The sequence below is a fragment of the Streptomyces sp. MUM 2J genome (assembly GCF_022414535.1).
GTDB lineage: Bacteria > Actinomycetota > Actinomycetes > Streptomycetales > Streptomycetaceae > Streptomyces.
Genome location: NZ_JADWYM010000014.1, coordinates 33,739 through 56,173, shown reverse-complemented (window position 1 = coordinate 56,173; position 22,435 = coordinate 33,739). Strand labels below are relative to the sequence as shown.

Annotated in this window: 19 protein-coding genes; 9 read left to right on the top strand and 10 right to left on the bottom strand. The window is 68.0% G+C overall.

Features of this window, described 5'->3' with window-relative positions:
- Positions 1-52 precede the first annotated feature (52 nt).
- Positions 53-619 (top strand): dihydrofolate reductase family protein, encoded by a 567-nt coding sequence (locus I3F54_RS14720; RefSeq protein WP_240119188.1) that lies wholly within the window; start codon positions 53-55, stop codon positions 617-619.
- A 310-nt stretch (positions 620-929) separates the two neighbouring features.
- Here I3F54_RS14720 and I3F54_RS14715 read toward each other — a convergent pair whose 3' ends face one another.
- The 3 genes from I3F54_RS14715 to dnaB all read right to left on the bottom strand — a co-directional run bounded on the left by I3F54_RS14715 (position 930) and on the right by dnaB (position 5,522).
- Positions 930-3,242, bottom strand: a complete 2,313-nt coding sequence (locus tag I3F54_RS14715) for a caspase family protein (protein ID WP_240119187.1) — start codon at positions 3,240-3,242, stop codon at positions 930-932.
- Positions 3,243-3,248: 6 nt separating this feature from the next.
- Positions 3,249-3,629 carry a hypothetical protein gene (locus I3F54_RS14710; RefSeq protein WP_240119186.1) on the bottom strand — a complete coding sequence of 127 codons (381 nt, stop codon included), beginning with the start codon at positions 3,627-3,629 and terminating at the stop codon, positions 3,249-3,251.
- Between the two features lie 414 nt (positions 3,630-4,043).
- The gene (gene dnaB / locus I3F54_RS14705) at positions 4,044-5,522 is read right to left on the bottom strand and encodes a replicative DNA helicase (protein WP_240119185.1); all 1,479 of its coding nucleotides are present in this window, start codon (positions 5,520-5,522) and stop codon (positions 4,044-4,046) included.
- Positions 5,523-5,981: 459 nt separating this feature from the next.
- Here dnaB and I3F54_RS14700 point away from each other — a divergent pair, with 459 nt between their 5' ends.
- Positions 5,982-7,319 (top strand): MATE family efflux transporter, encoded by a 1,338-nt coding sequence (locus tag I3F54_RS14700; RefSeq protein ID WP_240119184.1) that lies wholly within the window; start codon positions 5,982-5,984, stop codon positions 7,317-7,319.
- 133 nt (positions 7,320-7,452) lie between these two features.
- On the opposite strand, the gene rplI is transcribed toward I3F54_RS14700, so the two are convergent.
- The 4 genes from rplI to rpsF form a co-directional block, all read right to left on the bottom strand.
- Positions 7,453-7,899: a 50S ribosomal protein L9 gene (gene rplI / locus I3F54_RS14695; protein ID WP_240119183.1), complete on the bottom strand. Its 447-nt coding sequence runs from the start codon at positions 7,897-7,899 to the stop codon at positions 7,453-7,455.
- An 18-nt stretch (positions 7,900-7,917) separates the two neighbouring features.
- Positions 7,918-8,154 carry a 30S ribosomal protein S18 gene (gene rpsR, locus I3F54_RS14690; protein WP_003949403.1) on the bottom strand — a complete coding sequence of 79 codons (237 nt, stop codon included), beginning with the start codon at positions 8,152-8,154 and terminating at the stop codon, positions 7,918-7,920.
- Between the two features lie 82 nt (positions 8,155-8,236).
- Complete coding sequence (locus I3F54_RS14685; RefSeq protein ID WP_240119182.1) at positions 8,237-8,821, bottom strand: single-stranded DNA-binding protein; 585 nt, start codon at positions 8,819-8,821, stop codon at positions 8,237-8,239.
- A gap of 77 nt (positions 8,822-8,898) precedes the next feature.
- Positions 8,899-9,189, bottom strand: a complete 291-nt coding sequence (rpsF, locus tag I3F54_RS14680; RefSeq protein ID WP_009189556.1) for a 30S ribosomal protein S6 — start codon at positions 9,187-9,189, stop codon at positions 8,899-8,901.
- A 296-nt stretch (positions 9,190-9,485) separates the two neighbouring features.
- On the opposite strand from rpsF, the gene I3F54_RS14675 reads away from it, so the two are divergent.
- The 3 genes from I3F54_RS14675 (at position 9,486) to I3F54_RS14665 (ending at position 12,130) form a co-directional block, all read left to right on the top strand.
- On the top strand, positions 9,486-9,803 hold the full coding sequence (locus I3F54_RS14675; protein ID WP_240119181.1) for a hypothetical protein: 318 nt from the start codon (positions 9,486-9,488) through the stop codon (positions 9,801-9,803).
- A 110-nt stretch (positions 9,804-9,913) separates the two neighbouring features.
- On the top strand, positions 9,914-11,035 hold the full coding sequence (gene femX, locus I3F54_RS14670) for a peptidoglycan bridge formation glycyltransferase FemX (RefSeq protein WP_240119180.1): 1,122 nt from the start codon (positions 9,914-9,916) through the stop codon (positions 11,033-11,035).
- Between the two features lie 63 nt (positions 11,036-11,098).
- Positions 11,099-12,130, top strand: coding sequence for an alanine racemase (locus tag I3F54_RS14665; RefSeq protein ID WP_240119179.1), 1,032 nt, complete (start codon positions 11,099-11,101; stop codon positions 12,128-12,130).
- Positions 12,131-12,214: 84 nt separating this feature from the next.
- On the opposite strand, the gene I3F54_RS14660 is transcribed toward I3F54_RS14665, so the two are convergent.
- Together I3F54_RS14660 and I3F54_RS14655 are read right to left on the bottom strand one after the other, a co-directional pair.
- On the bottom strand, positions 12,215-13,714 hold the full coding sequence (locus tag I3F54_RS14660; protein WP_240119178.1) for a glycosyltransferase family 87 protein: 1,500 nt from the start codon (positions 13,712-13,714) through the stop codon (positions 12,215-12,217).
- A 131-nt stretch (positions 13,715-13,845) separates the two neighbouring features.
- Positions 13,846-16,068, bottom strand: coding sequence for a transglycosylase domain-containing protein (locus I3F54_RS14655; protein WP_240119259.1), 2,223 nt, complete (start codon positions 16,066-16,068; stop codon positions 13,846-13,848).
- 755 nt (positions 16,069-16,823) lie between these two features.
- Here I3F54_RS14655 and I3F54_RS14650 point away from each other — a divergent pair.
- The 4 genes from I3F54_RS14650 to I3F54_RS14635 all read left to right on the top strand — a co-directional run bounded on the left by I3F54_RS14650 (position 16,824) and on the right by I3F54_RS14635 (position 20,730).
- Positions 16,824-17,510 carry a PadR family transcriptional regulator gene (locus I3F54_RS14650; RefSeq protein WP_240119177.1) on the top strand — a complete coding sequence of 229 codons (687 nt, stop codon included), beginning with the start codon at positions 16,824-16,826 and terminating at the stop codon, positions 17,508-17,510.
- 44 nt (positions 17,511-17,554) lie between these two features.
- Complete coding sequence (locus I3F54_RS14645; protein ID WP_240119176.1) at positions 17,555-18,637, top strand: inositol-3-phosphate synthase; 1,083 nt, start codon at positions 17,555-17,557, stop codon at positions 18,635-18,637.
- 200 nt (positions 18,638-18,837) lie between these two features.
- Positions 18,838-20,103, top strand: coding sequence for an MFS transporter (locus tag I3F54_RS14640; RefSeq protein WP_240119175.1), 1,266 nt, complete (start codon positions 18,838-18,840; stop codon positions 20,101-20,103).
- A 120-nt stretch (positions 20,104-20,223) separates the two neighbouring features.
- Positions 20,224-20,730, top strand: coding sequence for a hypothetical protein (locus tag I3F54_RS14635; protein ID WP_240119174.1), 507 nt, complete (start codon positions 20,224-20,226; stop codon positions 20,728-20,730).
- Positions 20,731-20,842: 112 nt separating this feature from the next.
- On the opposite strand, the gene I3F54_RS14630 is transcribed toward I3F54_RS14635, so the two are convergent.
- Positions 20,843-22,285: a CCA tRNA nucleotidyltransferase gene (locus I3F54_RS14630; protein ID WP_240119173.1), complete on the bottom strand. Its 1,443-nt coding sequence runs from the start codon at positions 22,283-22,285 to the stop codon at positions 20,843-20,845.
- Positions 22,286-22,435: the final 150 nt, after the last annotated feature.

Sequence of the window (22,435 nt, the reverse complement as noted above, 5' to 3'; positions counted from 1 at the left end):
CCCGCGCCGCGCTGGTCCATACGCCGGACACCCACGGACGGAAGGCTGGGCCATGCGAAAACTGATCTACGGCATGAACCTGACCCTGGACGGCTACATCGCCGCGGCCGGCGACGACATCGGCTGGAGCGGACCGCCGAGCGACGAGCTGTTCCAGTGGTGGCTCGACCACGAGCAGGAGAGTGGCCTGTCGCTGTACGGGCGCAAACTGTGGGAGACGATGAGTTCCTACTGGCCGACCGGCGACCAACAGCCCAACGCCACCCCGGCGGAGATCGAGTTCACGCGGAACTGGCGGGACACGCCGAAGGTGGTGTTCTCCTCGACGATCGACAAGGTCGACTGGAACGCCCGCCTGGTCACCGGAGACGCGATCGCCGAGATCACCCGGCTCAAGGCCGAGGACGGCGCCCCGATGAACATCGGCGGCGCAACGCTCGCCGGAGCGGCCATGCGCGCCGGGCTGATCGACGAGTACGCGATCGTCGCCCATCCGGTCCTGGTGGGCGGCGGCACGCCGTTCTTCACCACGCTGGACAGCTGGGTGAACCTGAACCTGGTGGAGACGCGGACGTTTCCCGGCGGCGTGGTCCTGACCAGGTACGAGACGAGGCGCTGAGCAGCAGCGCCCACGCGCTGGTCTCACGGTGATGTCGTAACCGACATCCATCCGACATCGACCGTGAGAATCCGACACGGAGAACGAGGCCCTGCAACAACTGTAGGGCCGCATTAGGAATGTCCTGTTCCGATACGCTGACCTGCGGTTCGTCCGCTGTCTCATACTAGGGACACGGCATGTCCGTCTGACGGTCTTGTCCTGCGTCCTCGACGGATCGACCGTAGGTTCGAGTCCGGCCTCTGCCTGCCCCGACATTCCTGTGTGGCGGCACACCACCTGTGCGGACAAGGGCGTTGCTACGGCTGCGTCAGAAGGCGCCCAGGCGCCACACTCGTACCGTGCCGTCCGCGTTGGCGGTGGCCGCCGTCCTGCCGTCCGGGCTGAAGGCCACGCTCTGGATCTTTCCATTGCTGCCGGCGTCGGCCGTGAGGGGCACGGTCGATCCGCTCGTTGCCAGATTTCTCAGTTCAGCCGTGCCGTCGGCATAGACGATGGCGAGGATCTCACCCACGGTGCTGAACCTCAGGGCACTGACACCGGTGAAGGTCCGCGGAACCTTGTCGACGTACAGCTTCCAGAGCTGCGCGGAGCCCTCGCCGGACTGGATCGCCAGAAACGCACGGTCCGCGCTGAATCCCACGGGCCGGCCCTTGGACAGGGCTGCGAGGTCCTTCGCCGTGTCGACGTCCCACAGGTGCACCTTCTGGTCTGCGGCGAACTCGCTGCTGGTGGCCAGCGTCTTGCCGTGGGGGCTGAAAGCGAGGACGCAGCCGGCGGGCAGGACAGCCCTGGTCTTCCTGGTCGTCATGTCCCACAGCCGCACCGTGCAGGGAGACCCGGCTGCTCCGGTGGCGAGGGTCTTGCCGTCAGATGTGAACGCCATGGTCTGGACCCCGTTCCGGTGGCCGGAGAGGCTGGCGACGAGCTTGCCGGTGGTGGTGTTCCAGAGCCGGACCGGGTTGTCGTAGTCGGGACCAGCGACCCCCATCGCGGTGGCGAGGAGGTCTCCCTTGGGGCTGAACGCCTTCAGCACGCTGCCCGAGTGCTTGGTGTGGATGACGAGGGTCTTGCCGGTGGCCAGATTCAGCAGTCGCACGGTCAGGTTGGCCCCGTCGCCGCTGTGCAGGATGTCCCCCATGGCGAGGATCGATCCGTCGGGGCTGAACACGGGGTAGTTTCGGCCCGCGAGCGTGGTGACGGTCTGGGCGTCCGATGCCCGCAGCAGCCGTATTCCTTCGTCGCTGCCAACGGCGATGAGCTTGCCGTCCGGGCTGAACTCCACTTCAGTGCCCGCCCCGGTGGCGGTGGCGATCACTTGCGTGTCGACCGTCCCGCTGCTGGATTGCGAGCCCTCGCCGTTGCCCTTCGCCAGGACCAGCACCAGGGTGACGGTCAGGGCGAGGGCCAGGGCGACAGCGACGGTGAGCGTCTTGGCCCGGCGGGGCCGGCGGACAGGGCGGGATGCACGGGTGGTGGCCCGTACCACCGGCGCCGGCGGGGCGGGAGGCCCCACGGCCGCGGGGGTGCGCGTGGCGGCTCGGGAACGGGGTGGCGCGGTCTCGGCCGTGGGTGCGGGGGCGGGTCGCGGAGTCGGTGCCGGTGTCGCCCGCGCTAAGGGGGCCGGAGCGGGTGCTGCGGCTGGTGTCGGTGCCGGTTCGGGTGGGGGCTGTTGAGGCAGAAGGGCCTGAAGCCGTGCGGCCGCCGCGGCGGAGACCTGCTTGCTGTCGTCCTCCTGAAGGCCCCGCATCACCTCCATCACGGCCGCCCGCACCACCTCGTTCCCGATCCGGTGCAGATGGGCGAGCCCATCGAGAGCACCGAGACGATCGCTGACCATGGGGCTGCCGATGGCGTTATGGAGATGGAGGGGGAGTTGCCAGTTGATGTTCCGCGCGATGACGATCCGGCCCTCGACGTTGTCCTGCTTCTTGGGCCGCTGCTGGGGTATCTCCTCAACCACCCGGTCATGGACGTAGCCGTACAGCTCGTCGAGGGTGATGTCGCCGTCACCGTCGAGGTCCGCACTGCCGTCGCGCAGGCCCTCCACCAGATAGCGGGTGAACACAGACTGCGGAGCTTGGCCATGCGCCCGGCCGCCCTCGAACGAGTACTGCGTCGAGTCCGACGCGGTCAGCACCGTACGACCACGCCCTTGGAAACGCTCCAAGGCGTGCACCGCGGTGTCGCCCTTGGAGATCCGTCCGCCCGCCGAGTAGGCCCCGCTGTAGCAGCAGTCGAGAATCAGTACCTTCTGGCGGGACACGCAGCCCTCCAGAGCCTGGTCGATCTGCTCAGCGGACAGTGCGGTGAACAGCAGACTGTCGTGCCGGGTATTGGTCATCGCGAGATAGAGCCGGCCGCTGTCGTCCTTGAGTCCGTGGCCCGTAAAGTACAGAAGGGTGAGGTCGTCGCGGCGCCGGTCGCGGTAGAAGTCGCCGATGGCCTGACCGACGAGATGAAGCGGCTGGTTGACCAGAGTAGTGACCTCGAACCCCGCGATGGCCGGATCCCTCAGCACCGCGCCCAGCGCCTCCGTGTCGTGCGCCGGCGCCGTCAACTGCCGCAGTGCGCTGTCCTGGTACTCGTAGGTGGCGATCAGCAGCGCCAGTCTGCGTCCCACGGCCGCTCACCGCTGGTCGCCGGTGTGGCGGCGGACGTACGCGTCGATCAGGGCCTGGCGCTCGGCATCCGAGGCCCGGTCGAGTTCGAGCGTGTCGCCGTTGATGGTCACCGAGATGCGGTGCCGGGCGGAGGATCTGCCCAGCCAGTCGCGCACGGTGCCGATCAGCGACGTGAACACCCCTCCGGACGCGCTCAGCGCCACGACGACGGCTCCGAGGGTGAGCGCGTCCGTGCCCTTCGCCCCGTCGGGCGGGGGGCCACCCTCCGCCCACCGCACCGACTCGACATCCAATTCGATTATTTCTGCGCGTAGTCGACGCCCCAGCCGGTCGGCCGCCTCCCGATCCAGCTCAGGGTCGGGCGCGAAGTCCAGCAGCACGTCCACCACAAGGTCCGCTGGGCGGTCCGCACGCGCGCCCGGCGCCGAAGCCCTGTCCCACATGTCTCCCCCGGTGTCGTCGCCACGAAGCCGACGCTCTCAGTGTGGCCGCACCAAGCAGCCAACGGCAGCCTCTCGCCAGAACTCACGCGATTGAGCGGAATGAGCACCCGAGCGATACGGGCCACACCAGGGGCACCGTCCAGCAGCCCTCCGAGCGGTCCTCGGCGGCAGCCCTCCCCGTGGCCGTCCGAGTCGGTCGGCGGCCGGAGGGTGACTGCGGGCCCGGCGCTGGTGGCGGATTGGGAGCGGGGAGGCGACCAGCACGCATTCGTCTCACTGAAATGTCCTTTGGGCCGGACAGAGGCCACCGTCAACGAGAAAGGGACATCGGAAACGCGGACCTACAACAGCCGCGGATCAGGTCTGGGCCATGTCCACGAACCGGGAGTAGTGGCCCTGGAAGGCCACGGTGATCGTGGCCGTCGGGCCGTTTCGGTGCTTGGCGACGATCAGGTCGGCCTCACCGGCACGCGGCGACTCCTTCTCGTAGGCGTCCTCGCGGTGCAGCAGGATGACCATGTCGGCGTCCTGCTCGATGGAACCGGACTCGCGCAGGTCGGAGACCATCGGCTTCTTGTCGGTGCGCTGTTCGGGGCCGCGGTTGAGCTGTGAGAGCGCGATGACCGGGAGCTCCAGCTCCTTGGCGAGCAGCTTGAGGTTACGGGACATGTCCGAGACCTCCTGCTGCCGGCTCTCGGCGCGCTTGGAACCACCGGACTGCATCAGCTGGAGGTAGTCGATGACGACGAGTCGGAGGTCGCTGCGCTGCTTGAGGCGGCGGCACTTGGCACGGATCTCCATCATCGACAGGTTCGGGGAGTCGTCGATGTACAGCGGGGCCGCCGAGACGTCCGGCATCCGGCGGGCCAGACGTGTCCAGTCCTCGTCCGTCATCGTGCCCGAGCGCATGTGGTGCAGGGCGACGCGGGCCTCGGCGGAGAGCAGGCGCATCGCGATCTCGTTGCGTCCCATTTCGAGTGAGAAGATCACACTCGGCAGGTTGTTCTTGATCGAGGCGGCTCGCGCGAAGTCCAGTGCGAGCGTCGACTTGCCCATCGCGGGACGCGCGGCGATGACGATCATCTGGCCCGGGTGCAGTCCGTTGGTGAGGGAGTCGAAGTCGGTGAATCCGGTGGGCACGCCGGTCATCTCGCCGCTGCGCGAGCCGATCGCCTCGATCTCGTCGAGGGCGCCCTCCATGATGTCGCCGAGCGGCAGGTAGTCCTCGCTGGTGCGCTGCTCGGTGACGGCGTAGATCTCGGCTTGGGCCCGGTTGACGATCTCGTCGACGTCGTCGTCGGCTGCGTAGCCCATCTGCGTGATGCGGGTGCCGGCCTCGACGAGGCGGCGCAGGACCGCGCGCTCGTGCACGATCTCCGCGTAGTACTCGGCGTTGGCCGCCGTCGGCACCGTCTGGACGAGGGTGTGCAGGTAGGAGGCGCCGCCGACCTTGTTGATCTCGCCACGCTTGGTCAGCTCGGCGGCGATCGTGATGGGGTCGGCCGGCTCGCCCTTGGCATAGACGTCGAGGATCGCCTGGAAGATCGTCTCGTGGGCGGGCTTGTAGAAGTCGTGTCCCTTGAGGATCTCGACGACGTCGGCGATGGCGTCCTTGGACAGCAGCATGCCGCCGAGGACCGACTGCTCGGCTTCGAGGTCCTGCGGCGGAAGGCGCTCGAAGGTGGACCCGGCGCCCTCCCAGGCACCGTTGTCCCGTCCCCGGTCGTGCTGCTCGTCGCGGCCCCGGCCACCGTCACCGCGCCGACGGGAGGCGGGCAGACGATCGCTGGGACCACTGTCGGCCCACGGATCGTCCAACGGCTCGGAAATGCTCACCGAGCCACCTCCTCCCGTCCGCGGAGCGGACCTCGCCGTGCCCCTCATTTCTACGGCACGGCACTGACAAATCAGGGGCCCAACTCCGGTTCCAGCGGGCCGGTTTTGTGACGTTTTGAAAACCGGCGCACGGAGCGGGTGCCGGACCACGGTAGGCCTGCGGGCACCGTCAGCCAATCTGGTTATCCACAGGGCATGTGGATGACGGCCCGGATGCTGTGGAGAACTCCGCGAAACCTGTGCACGACCCGGTGGACAGTGCTGTGAACAAGGTCGCGCCGCCACCACAACAACGCCTCTGAACTGCGGCTTCAACATCCACCGGCTGTGCAGAAGAAAAAGTTGCCCGGTCGGATCAAGATCACTTGAGACTCTGTGCACAAGGACACGCACCAAGAGAGGGCGTAAGGGTCACTGCTCCATTGCATCGCTTACCTGTGGACGATTAGATTGGCGCCCATGACACAGGCTCCCCCGGCCCCGCAGGGCGTCCGCCGCCGGCATGACCGAGAGATCATCGGCCTGGCGGTCCCCGCCTTCGGTGCACTCGTCGCCGAGCCCCTCTTCGTCCTGGCCGACAGCGCCATCGTGGGACACCTCGGCACCCGCCAGCTCGCCGGGCTCGGCATCGCCTCCGCTCTGCTCACGACAGCCGTCAGTGTCTTCGTGTTCCTGGCCTACGCCACCACCGCCGCTGTGGCGCGCAGGGTCGGTGCCGGAGACCTCCAGGCAGCGATCCGCCAGGGCATGGACGGCATCTGGCTCGCGCTGTTCCTGGGAGCCGCCGTCATCGCCCTCACCCTGCCCGCAGCGCCAGGCCTCGTGGACCTCTTCGGGGCGTCGTCCACAGCAGCTCCGTACGCGGTCACCTATCTGCGGATCTCCTCTCTCGGGATCCCCGCCATGCTCGTCGTGTTCGCCGCGACCGGCGTTCTGCGTGGACTGCAGGACACAAAGACGCCGCTCTACGTCGCTGTCGCGGGCTTCGTCGCCAACGCCGTGCTCAACGCCGCCCTCGTGTACGGCGTCGGCCTCGGTATCGCCGGATCGGCGTGGGGAACGGTCGTCGCACAGTGCGCCATGGCCGTGGTCTATCTGAGGGTCGTCGTGCGCGGCGCTCGCCGGCACGGTACCTCGCTGCGCCCCGACGCGGCCGGGATCCGAACATCAGCCCGGGCCGGCGGACCACTTCTCGTGCGCACACTGTCGCTGCGGGCCGTCCTGCTGATCGCCACGGCCGTCGCTGCCCGGCTGGGAGACGCCGACGTCGCCGCCCACCAGATCATCCTGTCGCTGTGGAGCCTGCTGGCGTTCGCCCTCGACGCCATCGCCATCGCCGGGCAGGCGATCATCGGGCGGTATCTCGGAGCCGGCGACACCCAGAGGGCGCGCGACGCCTGTCGCCGCATGGTGGAGTGGGGCATCGCCGTCGGTATCGTCCTCGGCGCGCTGGTGATCCTGGCCCGGCCCGTGTTCCTGCCGCTGTTCACCAGCGACACCACGGTCACCGAGGCGGCGCTGCCCGCCCTGGTGATCGTGGCACTCTCACAGCCGGTCTCCGGCATCGTCTTCGTCCTGGACGGCGTTCTGATGGGCGCCGGCGACGGGCCTTATCTGGCCGGGGCGATGCTGCTCACCCTGGCTGTCTTCGCTCCCGTCGCGCTGCTCGTACCGACGCTGGACGGCGGCCTGACCTCGTTGTGGGCGGCGATGACGCTGATGATGACCGTACGGATGCTGACGCTCTGGCTGCGCGCCCGCTCGGGTCGCTGGCTGGTGCCCGGGGCGGCGCGATGACCAGCACCCGTTGCGTCTGTTTCACGTGAAACAGACGCAACGGCACACGTCCGGCAGGCGAGGCGAGAAAAGGGAAGGGGCCGCACCCCGCGGGGTGCGGCCCCTTCCACAGTTGCTCACGCCGGTACGGCGATCAGGCCGCGACGACCTCGACGCTGACCTTGGCGGCAACCTCGGGGTGCAGACGCACGGACGTCTCGTGGGCGCCCAGGGTCTTGATCGGCGCACCGATCTCGATGCGGCGCTTGTCGACCTCGGGACCGCCGGCAGCCTTGATCGCAGACGCGACATCGGCCGGGGTGACGGAACCGAAGAGACGGCCGGCGTCGCCGGAGCGAACGGCCAGACGGACCTTCACGCCCTCGAGCTGGGCCTTGACCTGGTTGGCCTGCTCGATGGTCTGGATCTCGTGGATCTTGCGAGCGCGACGGATCTGCTCGACGTCCTTCTCGCCGCCCTTGGTCCAGCGGATCGCGAACTTCCGCGGGATCAGGTAGTTGCGAGCGTAACCGTCCTTGACGTCGACGACGTCGCCCGCAGCACCGAGGCCGGAGACCTCGTGGGTGAGGATGATCTTCATGAGTCGGTCACCCTTCCCTTAACGCGCGGTGGAGGTGTAGGGCAGCAGCGCCATCTCACGGCTGTTCTTGACGGCCGTGGCGACATCACGCTGGTGCTGCGTGCAGTTGCCGGTCACGCGGCGGGCACGGATCTTGCCGCGGTCGGAAATGAACTTCCGCAGCATGTTCGTGTCCTTGTAGTCCACGTACGTGACCTTGTCCTTGCAGAAAGCGCAGACCTTCTTCTTCGGCTTGCGCACAGGCGGCTTCGCCATGGTGTTTCTCCTGTGTGATCAAGAAGTTGGGGTACGACCCGCCCTCGACCGGATCGGGCCCGGGGGCACCGGGCCCGCAGGCCTAGAAGGGGGGTTCGTCCGAGTAGCCGCCACCGCCGCCGCCACCGGAGCCGCCGCCCCAGCCGCCGCCCTGCTGGCCGCCGGCGGGAGCGCCGGTCGCCCAGGGGTCGTCGGCGGAAGCGCCGCCCTGCTGGCCGCCACCCTGCTGGCCGCCACCGGGGCCGCCGCCCCAGCCGCCGCCCTGCTGGCCGCCACCGCCGTAGCCGCCCTGGCCGCCGCGGCCCGTGGTCTTGGTGACCTTGGCCGTGGCGTTGCGCAGGCTGGGCCCGACTTCCTCGACGTCCAGCTCGAAGACCGTGCGCTTGACACCCTCACGGTCCTCGTAGGACCGCTGCTTCAGTCGGCCCTGCACGACGACGCGCATGCCTCGCTGAAGCGACTCGGCGACGTTCTCCGCCGCCTGGCGCCAGACCGAGCAGGTCAGGAACAGGCTCTCGCCGTCCTTCCACTCGTTGGTCTGGCGGTCGAAGGTACGGGGAGTGGACGCGACACGGAACTTCGCGACCGCCGCACCGGAGGGGGTGAAGCGCAGCTCGGGGTCGTCGACAAGATTGCCGACGACCGTGATGACGGTCTCGCCTGCCATGGGGGAACCTCTCGGCGGGTTTGCTGCTGGCTGCTGGTGGTGCTACTCGAAACCCGAGATCAGCTGAGCGGGAGAGCTCAGTGGGTCTCGGGGCGGAGGACCTTGGTCCGGAGGACCGACTCGTTCAGGTTCATCTGGCGGTCGAGCTCCTTGACGACCGCAGGCTCGGCCTGCAGGTCGATGACCGAGTAGATGCCCTCGGGCTTCTTCTTGATCTCGTACGCGAGACGACGACGGCCCCAGGTGTCGACCTTCTCCACCTTGCCGCCGCCATCACGGACGACAGAAAGGAAGTTCTCGATCAGCGGGGAGACAGAACGCTCCTCGAGATCGGGGTCGAGGATGACCATCACCTCGTAGTGACGCATGTGGAACCCACCTCCTCTGGACTCAACGGCCACGGTCGTTCCGTGGCAGGAGGGTTGTGATGCGTACGCAACGGTATCGGCCACCACTGACAATCGCGGGTTCCCGCAGACCGTCGCGGGCCCCACCGGGGATCCCTCTCGGGATTCCCTCTCGCGGCCTGGGCAGACACCGGTGCAGACGGTACAGAGTACCCGCACACCCGCTTCCGGTTGAAATCAAGGCCCCAGGACCGTCAATCTGTACACATCGGGTGTGTATGGCGCTACGATGCGCCGTCTTCCGCAGGAGGTGCCCTATGGCACAGGCATTGCGACCCAACACCGCCGGAGGCCTGTTCTCCACGGACGGCAAGCCCCATCCCCTCCAGGACTCCCTGCTCGTGGTGACCCTGGTGCTGGGCCTGACGTCCTTCGTCACCGGACTGACAGCCGACAGCCTGCACCTGCTCAGCTCCTGGGCGGGTCTGGTGGGGATCCTCACGGGCGCGTACGGCCAGTGGATCTCGGAGACGACGCGTGAGCGCTTCGGCCTCGTGGTGGGCCTCGGTGCCTCGGGGGTCGGCTTCTTCCTCGGGATGGCACACGGAGGGCTGTTCGGCGGGCTCGTCAGCTGACACGACGGCCCGTCCGCCCATTCGGGCCGCTCACAGGGCGCAGTAGGCTTCGGCGCGAGAGCCGGAGCCCCTGTACCCATGGGGACACACCAGCCCGAGGAGCGCCCCGAATGAGCCTGACCCTGAGGACCATCAGTCGCGAGCAGCATCTGGCCTACATCCAGAGCCTGCCGGCGGCGAGCCACATGCAGGTCCCGGCCTGGGCCGACGTGAAGGCGGAGTGGCGCTCGGAGAACCTGGGCTGGTTCGACGAGCGGACCGGCGAGATGGTCGGCGCGGGCCTGGTTCTCTACCGGCAGCTGCCCAAGATCAAGCGCTACCTCGCCTATCTGCCCGAGGGCCCGGTCATCAACTGGTTCGCGCCGAACCTTCAGGACTGGATCGAGCCGATGCTGGCGCATCTGAAGCAGCAGGGCGCCTTCTCGGTGAAGATGGGCCCCCCGGTGATCATCCGGCGGTGGAACGCCGACACCATCAAGAGGGGCATCCAGGACCAGGACGTGAAGCGGCTGCGCGACCTGGAGGCCGACTTCATCGAGCCGCGCGCCTTCGAGGTGGCCGACAAGTTGCGCCGTATGGGCTGGCAGCAGGGCGAGGACGGCGGGGCCGGCTTCGGCGATGTCCAGCCCCGTTACATCTTCCAGGTGCCGCTGGCGAACCGCTCGCTGGAAGAGGTGCACAAGAACTTCAACCAGTTGTGGCGCCGCAACATCAAGAAGGCCGAGAAGGCCGGCGTCGAGGTCGTCCAGGGCGGCTACCACGACCTGGAGGAGTGGCAGCGGCTGTACGAGATCACCGCCGTGCGCGATCACTTCCGGCCGCGCCCGCTGTCGTACTTCCAGCGCATGTGGACGGCCCTCAACACCGAGGACCCCAACCGTATGCGGCTGTACTTCGCCCGCCACAACGGCGTGAACCTCGCCGCGGCGACGATGCTCGTCGTCGGCGGACACGTCTGGTACTCCTACGGCGCCTCCGACAACATCGGCCGCGAGGTCCGTCCCTCGAACGCGATGCAGTGGACGATGCTGCGCGACGCCTACGCGCTCGGTGCCACGGTCTACGACCTGCGCGGCATCTCCGACTCGCTGGACGAGACCGACCACCTCTTCGGCCTCATCCAGTTCAAGGTCGGCACAGGCGGGCAGGCTGCCGAGTACCTCGGCGAGTGGGACTTCCCGTTGAACAAGCTGCTCCACAAGGCGCTCGACCTCTATATGTCGCGCCGTTGAACCGCCACACTTTCTCTCTCACCCCCATAGACCGTTCAGACCAGAAAGGTTCCGGGTCCGGCCATGGCGCTCACGCTCTACGTCGACACCGCGCGCTGGCGGGCGCACCACAAGCACGTACAGGAGCAGTTCCCGGGACTCGTCCCGGTCTGCAAGGGCAACGGCTACGGCTTCGGGAACGAGCGGCTCGCGGAAGAGGCCACGCGGCTGGGTGCGGACCTGCTCGCCGTCGGCACGACCTACGAGGCCGCGCGGATCAAGGACTACTTCAGCGGTGACCTGCTGGTGCTGACACCGTACCGGCGCAGCGAGGAGCCGGTGCCGCTGCCCGACCGCGTCATCCGCTCCGTGTCGTCGGTCGACGGCGTGTACGGCCTGGTGGGTGCGCGGATCGTCATCGAGGTGATGTCCTCGATGAAACGGCACGGCATCAGCGAGGAGGACCTGCCGCAACTGCACGCCGCCCTGGAGAACGTGCGGCTGGAGGGCTTCGCCATCCACCTGCCGCTGGACCGTACCGACGGCTCGGACGCCGTCGAGGAGGTCATCGGCTGGATGGACCAGCTGCGTGCGGCCCGGCTGCCCCTGCACACGATGTTCGTCAGCCACCTCAAGGCCGAGGAGCTGCACCGGCTGCAGCAGCAGTTCCCGCAGACCCGCTTTCGCGCCCGGATCGGCACGCGGCTGTGGCTCGGGGACCACGAGGCCACGGAGTACCGCGGTGCGGTCCTCGACGTCACCCGGGTCTCCAAGGGCGACCGGTTCGGATACCGGCAGCAGAAGGCGGCCTCCGACGGCTTCCTGGTGGTCGTGGCGGGCGGTACGTCCCACGGGGTGGGACTGGAGGCCCCGAAGGCGATGCACGGCGTCATGCCACGTGCCAAGGGCGTCGCGCGCGCCGGTCTGGCCACGGTGAACCGGAACCTTTCGCCGTTCGTGTGGGCCGGCAAGCAGCGCTGGTTCGCCGAACCCCCGCACATGCAGGTGTCGATCCTGTTCGTGCCGTCGGATGCCGAGGAGCCGCGGGTCGGCGACGAACTGGTGGCCCATCTGCGCCATACGACCACGCAGTACGACCGGCTCATGGACCGCTGAGCCGGCATCGGAGGCGACAGGGCCGTACCCGGAGCCTTCCGGATACGGCCCTGTACATGCTGGGACGAGGCCGCCCGCGTTCGGTCAGGAGGAACCGTCGGCGGGCTTCTGGTGGCCCCATTCGACCGGGGGGCCTTGGTGATGGGCGGCGTGCCGCGGCGGATGAGCCGTCTCCCCGAGTACGAACCTGTCCTCCGCCCCGTCGAGAACGCCACCCGACGGATCGTCGTCGCCGGTCTGGCGCACCACGTCCCGCTCGGGCATGAGGATGTCGCGCACGACGACGGCGCACAGGTAGAGCGTGCCCAGCAGATGGACGCCGATCGCGACGTGGTAGCCGTCGGCCGGCAGGCCCTTGTGGGCGTCCCCGCTGGTCGTGTAGGCGAGGTACATCCAAATCCCGAGGAAGTACATGACCTCGCAGGCCTGCCAGATCAGGAAGTCCCGCCACTTGGGCCGGGCCAGCACGGCGAGCGGGACCAGCCACAGGACGTACTGCGGTGAGTAGACCTTGTTGGTGAGGATGAATGCCGCGACGACCAGGAAGGCGAGCTGCGCGAAGCGGGGCCGGCGTGGCGCGGTGAGGGTAAGGATGGCGATCCCCGCGCAGCACAGCAGCACCAGCACCGTGGCGAGGAGGTTGACGGTGTCCGTGGACAGCGGGTGGCTCGAATTCTGGGCCATGATCAGCCAGAAGGAGCCGAAGTCGACGCCTCGGTCGTGACTGAACCGGTAGAACTTCAGCCAGCCATCGGTGGCGAAGATCATCACCGGTAGATTCACCACGAGCCATGCGACGACGGCACCGGCCACCGCCTTGCCGAAGTCCCGCCACTTGCCGGCACGCCAGCACAGCAGCAGCAGCGGCCCGAGCAGCAGGAACGGGTAGAACTTGGCAGCCGTGGCGAGCCCCAGCAGCACACCGAAGGCGACGGAACGGCCCCGCGCCCACATCAGTATCGCGGCGGCGGTGAGAGCGACCGCGAGCAGGTCCCAGTTGATGGTGGCGGTCAGGATGTAGGCGGGCGCCAGAGCGACCAGCAGACCGTCCCAGGGACGTCGGGCGTGCGTCCGGGCGACACAGACAGCGACGACGGCCGCGCAGACCATCAGCATTCCGGCGTTGACCATCCAGTACCACTGCTCCTGGTGCTGGATGCTCCCGCTACCGGGGGTCAGCCATGCGGCCACCTCCATGAACACACCGGTCAGCACCGGATATTCGAGATAGTCCATGTCGCCGGGCAGCTTGTCGAAGTACGGCACCAGCCCGTCGGCGAACCCGCGCCCCTGGTACAGGTGCGGGATGTCGGAGTAGCAGGCGTGCGTGTACTGGGAGCTGGCGCCGAAGAACCAGGCTCCGTCGTAGCAGGGCGCCTTCTGCACCAGTCCGAGGGCGAACATGCCGATCGCCACGAGCACGACGATCCGTACCGGGGTCCACCAGCTCGCCCCTGCAAGGGCCCGCCGGCCGAGCGGGCCGCCGATCAGCTCACCGCCGGCCGCGGCCACCGGGTCGTCCTGGGTGGGCCGCACCGGCTCGGGCTCGTGCACGCGCGTCGGCGTCGATTCTGCACTGGGCATGGGGCACATCCTGCCGTACATGGCTGGGAACACGCCGAGGGCCGCCACACCAGGGGCGGTGCGGCGGCCCTCGTTTCACATGAAACATCTGGATGTTTCACGTGAAACGCGTATGTCGGGCAGTAGGTCGACTACCCGGACGTGCCTCCGAGGAAGCCGCCAGGACCGTTGCCCTTGCCGCCTCCGCTGCTGCTGCTGCTCACGCTCGGACTCGGACTCGGACTCGGTGAGGAACTCGTTCCAGGATCCGTGCCGCCCGCGGTCGTACCGCCCACGTCGGTGCCTCCGGTGGTGGGATCACACTTCCAGCTCCACCCGTTGCAGGTCTGGCTGGGCGTGGGCGAGGGGCTGGTCAACGTCTCGCTCGGGGTCGGCGTCGGCGTCGGGCTCTCCTGCACCGTCTCCGTGGGCGTCGGCGTCGGGCTCGGCGTGTCGTTGATGATCTTCCCGAGCGGCTGGGCCTCGGGGAAGGGCTTGTGGTCGGCGTTCTTCAACGCCTGGGACATGTAGTCCTTCCAGATCTGCGCCGGGATGTCACCACCGTGGATGGACTCCACACCACCGGTACCGTTCATCGAGAGCAGCTTGCCCTCGGCCGGATCGGTGCGGAACAGAGTGACGGCCGTCGACAGTTCCCGGGTGTAGCCGACGAACCACGCCGACTTGTTCTTGTCGGTCGTACCCGTCTTGCCGGCTGCCGGGAAGCCGATGTCGGCGATCTTCCTGGCCGTACCGTTCTTGACCACGTTCTCCAGGACGTCCGTCACGTTGTCGGCGACGTTCGCCTCCATGGCCTGCGACCCCTTGGGAGCCTCGAACTGCGGAAGCTCCTGACCGTCCTTGACCACCTTGACGACCGAGTACGGCTCGTAGTGCTCACCGGAGGCCGCGAACGTGGCGTAGGCGTCGGCCATGCGGATCGCGCTCGGCGTCGAGGTGCCGAGGGAGAAGGAGACGTTGTTGAGGTTGGCCTTGTCGAAGGACTCGGGCAGGATGCCGATCGACTTCGCGACCTCCCGGGTCTTGCTCAGCCCCACGTCGACGCCGAGCTGGGCGAACGGCGAGTTGATCGACTGTTCCATGGCCTTCCTGAGGGTGATCATGCCCCAGGCCCGCGGTCCTTCGTTCTTCTGCCGGAAGGGCTTGCCGTCGGCGCCCATGATCGGCTCGCCCTGCTGGTTCCTGATCACCAGAAGGTCGTCGCCGTTGTACCTGGCCATGGGCGACAGCGGCTCACCCTGCGTCTGGTAGGTGCCGTACTCCATCGCCGCGGCCAGGACGATGGGCTTCCACGTCGAACCGACCGGCACACCCTGCGTGTTCGCGTTGTTCGTGTAGTGGCCCTTGTCGTAGCCCTCACCGCCGTAGAGCGCCACGATGGCGCCGCTCTTCGGGTCCACCGAGGCGGCACCGAACTGCACGAGCTTGTCCTTCTCGCGCTTGTCGGGGTGGAGGAAGCCCTTCTGCGTCTTCTTGACGGCGACCTCGAGCTCCTCGACCCTGGTCTTGTCGAAGGTCGTGTAGATCCGGTAGCCGCCCTGCTCCAACTGCTCGGGGGTCAGGCCGGTCTTCTTCGCCACGAAGTCCTTGGCGATGTCGATCAGGTATCCGGTCTGCCCGGTCAGAGACGAGGTCTTCTGCTTGAGCCTGGGGAAGTTCTTGACCTTCGCCCGCTCGGCCGGGGACATCCGGTCCACCTCGACCATGCGGTCCAGGATCCAGTTCCACCGCTCCTTGGCCCGTGCGGTGTTCGCCTCGGGCGTCGCGTTCGCTCCGACACCACCGTCGGGGTTGTAGAGATTCGGCCCCTTGAGCAGGGATGCCAGGAACACGCACTGCTCGGTGCTCAGGTCCTTGGCGTCCACGCCGAAGTAGGCCTGCGCGGCGGCCTGGATGCCGTAGGCGTTGCGGCCGTAGTAGGCGGTGTTCAGGTAGCCCGCGAGGATGTCGTCCTTCGACAGCTGCGAGCCCACCTTGATGGAGATGAACAGTTCCTTGAACTTGCGGGAGAGCGTCTGCTCCTGGCTCAGGTAGGTGTTCTTGACGAACTGCTGCGTGATGGTCGAGCCGCCCTGCGTCTGACCACCGCGCGCCATGTTGGCCAGGGCGCGGGCGATACCCATCGGGTCGACGCCCTTGTCGGTATAGAAGGAGGCGTTCTCGGCAGCGACCACCGCGTTCTTCATCGCCTTGGGGATCTCGGCGTTGGTCACGATCTGGCGGTTGGTCTGGCCGCCCGTGGCCGCCATCTGTGAGCCGTCGGCCCAGTAGAAGACGTTGTTCTGCGCCAGCGCGGTCCGGTTCGGGTTCGGGACGCCGACCATGGCGTAGCCGATGCCCGCCACCGCCACCATGCTGCCCAAGAAGCCGATGAACATCCCCGCGACCAGTTTCCAGGACGGCACCCAGCGACGCCAGCCGTACTTCGCCGCACGGGGGTAGTCGATGATCCGGTTCCTGGTGGGCGCGGTCGCACGGCCGCGGCCCGCGGGAGCGTTGCGGCGACGCCCGCCTGTGCTTCTCTGTGCCGCGCGACGGGCCTCGGCACGGCCGCCGTGCGACCGCTCCTCCCCGGTCGGCGCATAGGCATCCGACCCTTGGTGACCCGCCCCGTAAGAGCCGGACGGAAACTCAGTGGCGCCTCGCGGTGCCGCCCGGCGGCCGGAGGACGGGCCGGGCTGCCCGCGTCGGGCTCCGGCCCGTCCGCCTCCCTGCGGCTGCGGCGGTTTGCGACGGTGCTCGCTCATCGAACGATTACTCCTCGGGCAGGCGCACCCTTGCGCGCCTGGAAACGGCGGCTGGTTTCCGGTCCCCCCGAAGTACGGATGCGGCTGGACCCGCATTCACCCGTACTGCACCGAGAGCGAGGACGTCCTCGAACGTCACTCGGTTCCCGGTGGTGTGCATGGCGCACAGACTACGCACCGCCGAAACCTGTCGAGCCCTGAAGTTCACCCCAAATCAGGCAACTTGCCACCGGCGAAACGGTGATGTGATCCCGTTCACCGCCGTTCCCCTTGTCGTACCCGGAAGGCCGTTCTATCGTGCTGATGTATCGAGTCGATACATCAGCACGAGATAAGTCGAGCAGGACCGAGAGGAGGCGATCATGAGCCGGCGTTCCGGGATCCTCGAGTTCGCCGTACTCGGCCTGCTCCGCGAATCTCCGATGCACGGCTATGAGCTGCGCAAACGGCTCAACACCTCACTGGGGGTGTTCCGGGCGTTCAGCTACGGGACGCTGTATCCCTGCCTCAAGACGCTGGTCGCCAACGGCTGGTTGATCGAGGAACAGGGCACCACGGCCGAGACCGGCACCGCGCTCGCGGGGCGCCGGGCAAAGATCGTGTACCGATTGACGGCAGAAGGTAAGGAACACTTCGAGGAGCTCCTGTCCCAGACAGGACCCGACGCCTACGAGGACGAGCACTTCGCCGCCCGCTTCGCCTTCTTCGGACAGACGTCGCGCGACGTCCGCATGCGCGTGCTGGAGGGCCGCCGCAGCCGGCTGGAGGAGCGGCTGGAGAAGATGCGCGCCTCGCTGGCACGCACGCGGGAGCGGCTCGACGACTACACACTTGAGCTCCAGCGCCACGGGATGGAGTCCGTGGAGCGCGAAGTGCGCTGGCTGAACGAGCTCATCGAGAGCGAGCGGGCGGGGCGGGATCTGAAAGGATCCGCCGCCGGGGGGACCGGGGGGACCGCTCAGCAGGACACCACATCTGGAGCGACGGGCGGCCTGCCCCGGTCCGGGGGCGACCCCAGGCCGGATACGCCCGGCGACACCGCCACGTGAGCGCCCACTCAGGGCCTCACTCGTACACACAGGGAGCAACCGGAATGGGTTCGGTTCGCGTAGCCATCGTCGGCGTGGGCAACTGCGCCGCCTCGCTGGTACAGGGAGTCGAGTACTACAAGGACGCCGACCCGGCGTCCAAGGTGCCGGGCCTGATGCACGTCCAGTTCGGCGACTACCACGTCAAGGACGTCGAGTTCGTCGCCGCCTTCGACGTGGACGCCAAGAAGGTCGGCCTCGACCTCGCGGACGCGATCGGCGCCTCCGAGAACAACACCATCAAGATCTGCGACGTCCCCAGCACCGGTGTGACGGTCCAGCGCGGCCACACCCTCGACGGCCTCGGCAAGTACTACCGTGCCACCATCGAGGAGTCCGCCGAGGAGCCGGTCGACGTCGTCCAGGTCCTGAAGGACAAGCAGGTCGACGTGCTGGTCTGCTACCTGCCGGTGGGGTCCGAGGACGCGGCGAAGTTCTACGCCCAGTGCGCCATCGACGCCAAGGTCGCCTTCGTCAACGCTCTGCCGGTCTTCATCGCCGGCACCAAGGAGTGGGCGGACAAGTTCACCGAGGCGGGCGTCCCGATCGTCGGTGACGACATCAAGTCCCAGGTCGGCGCCACCATCACGCACCGCGTCATGGCGAAGCTGTTCGAGGACCGCGGTGTCATCCTGGACCGCACGATGCAGCTGAACGTCGGCGGCAACATGGACTTCAAGAACATGCTCGAGCGCGAGCGCCTGGAGTCCAAGAAGATCTCCAAGACGCAGGCGGTCACCTCCCAGATCCCCGATCGGGATCTCGGCGAGAAGAACGTCCACATCGGCCCGTCCGACTACGTCGCCTGGCTCGACGACCGCAAGTGGGCCTACGTCCGCCTTGAGGGCCGCGCCTTCGGTGACGTCCCGCTGAACCTGGAGTACAAGCTCGAGGTCTGGGACTCCCCGAACTCCGCCGGTGTCATCATCGACGCGCTGCGCGCCGCGAAGATCGCCAAGGACCGCGGTATCGGCGGCCCGATCCTCTCGGCGTCGTCGTACTTCATGAAGTCCCCGCCCGTGCAGTACTTCGACGACGAGGCCCGCGAGAACGTCGAGAAGTTCATCCGCGGCGAGGTCGAGCGCTGACGCCCGTCGTGCGCTGAAAGCTCCTGCCAGGGCTGGGAGGGTCCCCGAGGCGTCATGCCCGGGGACCCTCCCATGTCCCCGGCCCCCCGCTCCCGCGGCCCCGCGCCGGTGCCGGGCCGACGATCGTCCGGCGGCCTTCCGCGTCCCGGCGCCTTTGCTCCTGCCGCCCGGGGACACCCCCGTATGTGAGGCTGTGCCGCATGGCCGTCGTCCGTGATCTGCGCGTGCTGCTCCGCTTCCGGAACTTCCGGCGGCTGCTCGCGGTGCGGCTGCTCTCCCAGGGCGCTGACGGCGTCTACCAGGTGGGGCTCGCCACCTACGTGGTCTTCTCCCCGGAGAGGCAGACTTCGCCGGCCGCGATCGCCTCCGCGATGGCGGTGCTGCTGCTGCCGTACTCACTGGTGGGCCCCTTCGCCGGGGTCCTGCTGGACCGCTGGCGTCGCCGCCAGGTCCTCGTCCACGGCAACCTGCTGCGCGCGCTGACGGCGACGGTGACGGCCGTGCTGATCGCCGGCCACGTCCCGGTCTGGCTCTTCTACGTCTCCGCGCTGTGCGTGACTGCCGTCAACCGCTTCGTCCTGGCCGGCCTGTCCGCCGCGCTTCCGCGGGTGGTCGACGCCGAGCGCCTGGTGATGGCCAACTCCCTTTCCCCGACAGCCGGGACGCTCGCCGCCGTCGCGGGAGGCGGACTCGCCTTCGTCGTACGCCTGGGTGTCTCCGACTCCGACGCGACGGTGGTGGTGCTCGGGGCGGCGCTGTACCTCTGCGCGATGCTGGCCTCGCTGCGCATGGCACCGGATCTGCTGGGCCCGGACCGGGTCTGGGCAGGGCCGCGCATGGTGGACGTGCTCAAGGGCACCGCCCGCGGCCTCGCATCCGGGGTCAGGCATCTCGCCGCGCCGGGACGGCGGGAGGCCGCCCGCGCGCTGGCGGCGATGACGCTGATGCGGTTCTGCTACGGCGCGCTGACCGTCCTGGTGCTGATGCTGTGCCGGTACGCCTGGTCGTCCGACACGGAACAGGGGCTGGCCCTGCTCGGGCTCGCGGTGGGCATCTCCGGAGCGGGGTTCTTCACCGCGGCCCTGGTGACGCCGTGGGCGGCCGGGCGGCTCGGGCCGATTCGCTGGATCGCCGTCTGCGCCGGCACAGCGGCGGTGCTGGAACCGTTGCTCGGTCTGACGTTCTCCGAGGTTCCCGTGCTCGTTGCGGCGTTCGTGCTGGGTCTGGTCACCCAGGGGGCGAAGATCGCTACCGACACGATCGTGCAGTCCTCGGTCGACGACGCGTTCCGCGGCCGGATCTTCTCGGTCTACGACGTGCTGTTCAACGTCGCTTTCGTCGGTGCCGCGGGAGTGGCCGCCGTGATGCTGCCGCCCGATGGTCGGTCCGTGCCGCTCGTGGTCGCCGTGGCCTGCATCTACGGAGCGATTGCCGCGACTTTGGCACGATTTGATCATCGGCGGTGATCACATCCGGGGCACAGAGTTGCGTCGGTAGAGCAAAGTGGCCAGGGGGACCCAGTAACTTACGTGGGTCTTATCTCGCGCCCCGCGCGCACGCACCCACGTTCTAGGGGGATCCCCGAAGTGACCACTCCGCCGCCCCACGGCCAGAACCCGTACGCCCAGACGCCCCCGCCCGCGGGTCAGGAACCGGGCCAGCCGGGGGTCCCGCCGCAGGGTGCGCCCTATGCCCCGTTCCCGAACCAGGCCGGTCCGGGGACCCCCACAGGGGCTCCGGTGCCGCCGCAGGGCGGGGCCGGAAAGCGCGCGGGCAAGAAGGTGGCCCGTATCGCCGGCTTCATCGTCGTCGTCCTCATCATCGCCGCGATCAAGGTCGGCATAGCCGACTGGCTGACCGAGTCGGACGCTCACGCCACCTCGGTGGGGGCGTGCATGCACAACGCCGGCACCGAGTCGAAGCCGGACCTGAAGGAAGTCGACTGCTCCTCCAACAAGGCGCAGTTCAAGGTCGTCGAGAAGTTCGCCGACACCACCGACGACTCCAAGTGCGAGGCCGTCCAGGAAGCGACGATCTCCTACATCGAGAGCGGCAGCGACGACGTCGTGCTCTGCCTGAAGGAGACGCCCTGATCGCCTGAGGGTCATACGACAGCGGGTGGTGTTTCACGTGAAACACCACCCGCTGTCGTATGACCCGGCGTGCGGGGCATGTTTCACGTGAAACATGCCCCCGTTCCATGGATCAGGCCTGTTCGGTCCACCACTCCTTGAGCGCGGACACGGCTTGGTCGTACTCCATCGGGCCGTTCTCCAGACGGAGCTCCAGCAGGTACTTGTAGGCCTTGCCGACCATGGGGCCGGGTCGGACGCCCAGCACCTCCATGATCTGGTTGCCGTCGAGGTCGGGCCGGATGGCGTCCAGCTCCTCCTGCTCCTTCAGCTGGGCGATGCGCTCCTCCAGGCCGTCGTAGGCCCGGGAGAGAGCGGCAGCCTTGCGCTTGTTGCGTGTGGTGCAGTCGGAGCGGGTCAGCTTGTGCAGGCGTTCCAGGAGAGGACCCGCGTCACGGACGTACCGGCGCACCGCCGAGTCCGTCCACTCGCCCGTGCCGTAACCGTGGAATCGCAGATGGAGCTCGACCAGCCGGGAGACGTCCTTCACCAACTCGTTGGAGTACTTCAGCGCCGTCATGCGCTTCTTGGTCATCTTCGCGCCGACGACCTCGTGGTGGTGGAACGAGACCCTGCCGTCCTTCTCGAAGCGGCGCGTGCGGGGCTTGCCGATGTCGTGCAGCAGCGCGGACAACCGCAGCGTCAGGTCGGGCCCGCCGCTCTCCAGGGCCATCGCCTGTTCCAGGACGATCAAGGTGTGCTCGTAGACGTCCTTGTGCCGGTGGTGCTCGTCGCTCTCCAACCGAAGAGCGGGCAGCTCCGGCAGAACACGTTGGGCGAGCCCGGTGTCGACCAGCAGGGTCAGGCCCTTGCGCGGGTGCGAGGAGAGAACGAGCTTGTTGAGTTCGTCCCGGACCCGCTCGGCCGAGACGATCCCGATACGGTCGGTCATCTCCCGCATCGCGGTGACGACCTCGGGGGCGACGTCGAAGTCCAGCTGGGCGGCGAAGCGCGCAGCGCGCATCATCCGCAGCGGATCGTCCGAGAAGGAATCCTCCGGAGTGCCGGGCGTCCGCAGGACGCGCGTCTCCAGGTCGTCGAGACCGCCGTGCGGGTCGATGAACCGCTTCTCGGGAAGCGCCACGGCCATCGCGTTGACGGTGAAGTCGCGGCGGACCAGATCCTCCTCGATGGAGTCGCCGTACGACACCTCCGGCTTGCGGGAGGTCCGGTCGTAGGCCTCCGACCGATAGGTGGTGACCTCGATCTGATAGCCGGCCTTCTGGGCTCCGACCGTGCCGAAGGCAATACCGACCTCCCACAGGGCGTCCGCCCAGGGCCGCATGATCTTCAGGATGTTCTCGGGGCGGGCGTCCGTCGTGAAGTCCAGGTCGTTGCCGAGCCGGCCGAGCAACACGTCACGCACCGAGCCTCCGACAAGGGCCAGCGAGAAGCCGGCCTGCTGGAAGCGCCGGGCGAGGTCGTCGGCGACGGGGGCGACCCGCAGCAGTTCGCTCACCGCGCGCTGCTGCGCCTGGGTCAGGGAAGGGGGAGTGTCTTCGTTGGCGTTCGGCACAACAGAAGAGGGTACGTGGCCCGGCAGCTGCCGGGTTCCCCGATGGACGAGGCTGGGAACGCCTCCGCCGATACCCGCACAAGGCATGTGGTTTCCGCGCAATCCACTCCTCCTCTGCAGAGGGGCGGATTCGGGACACCAGGCCGACCG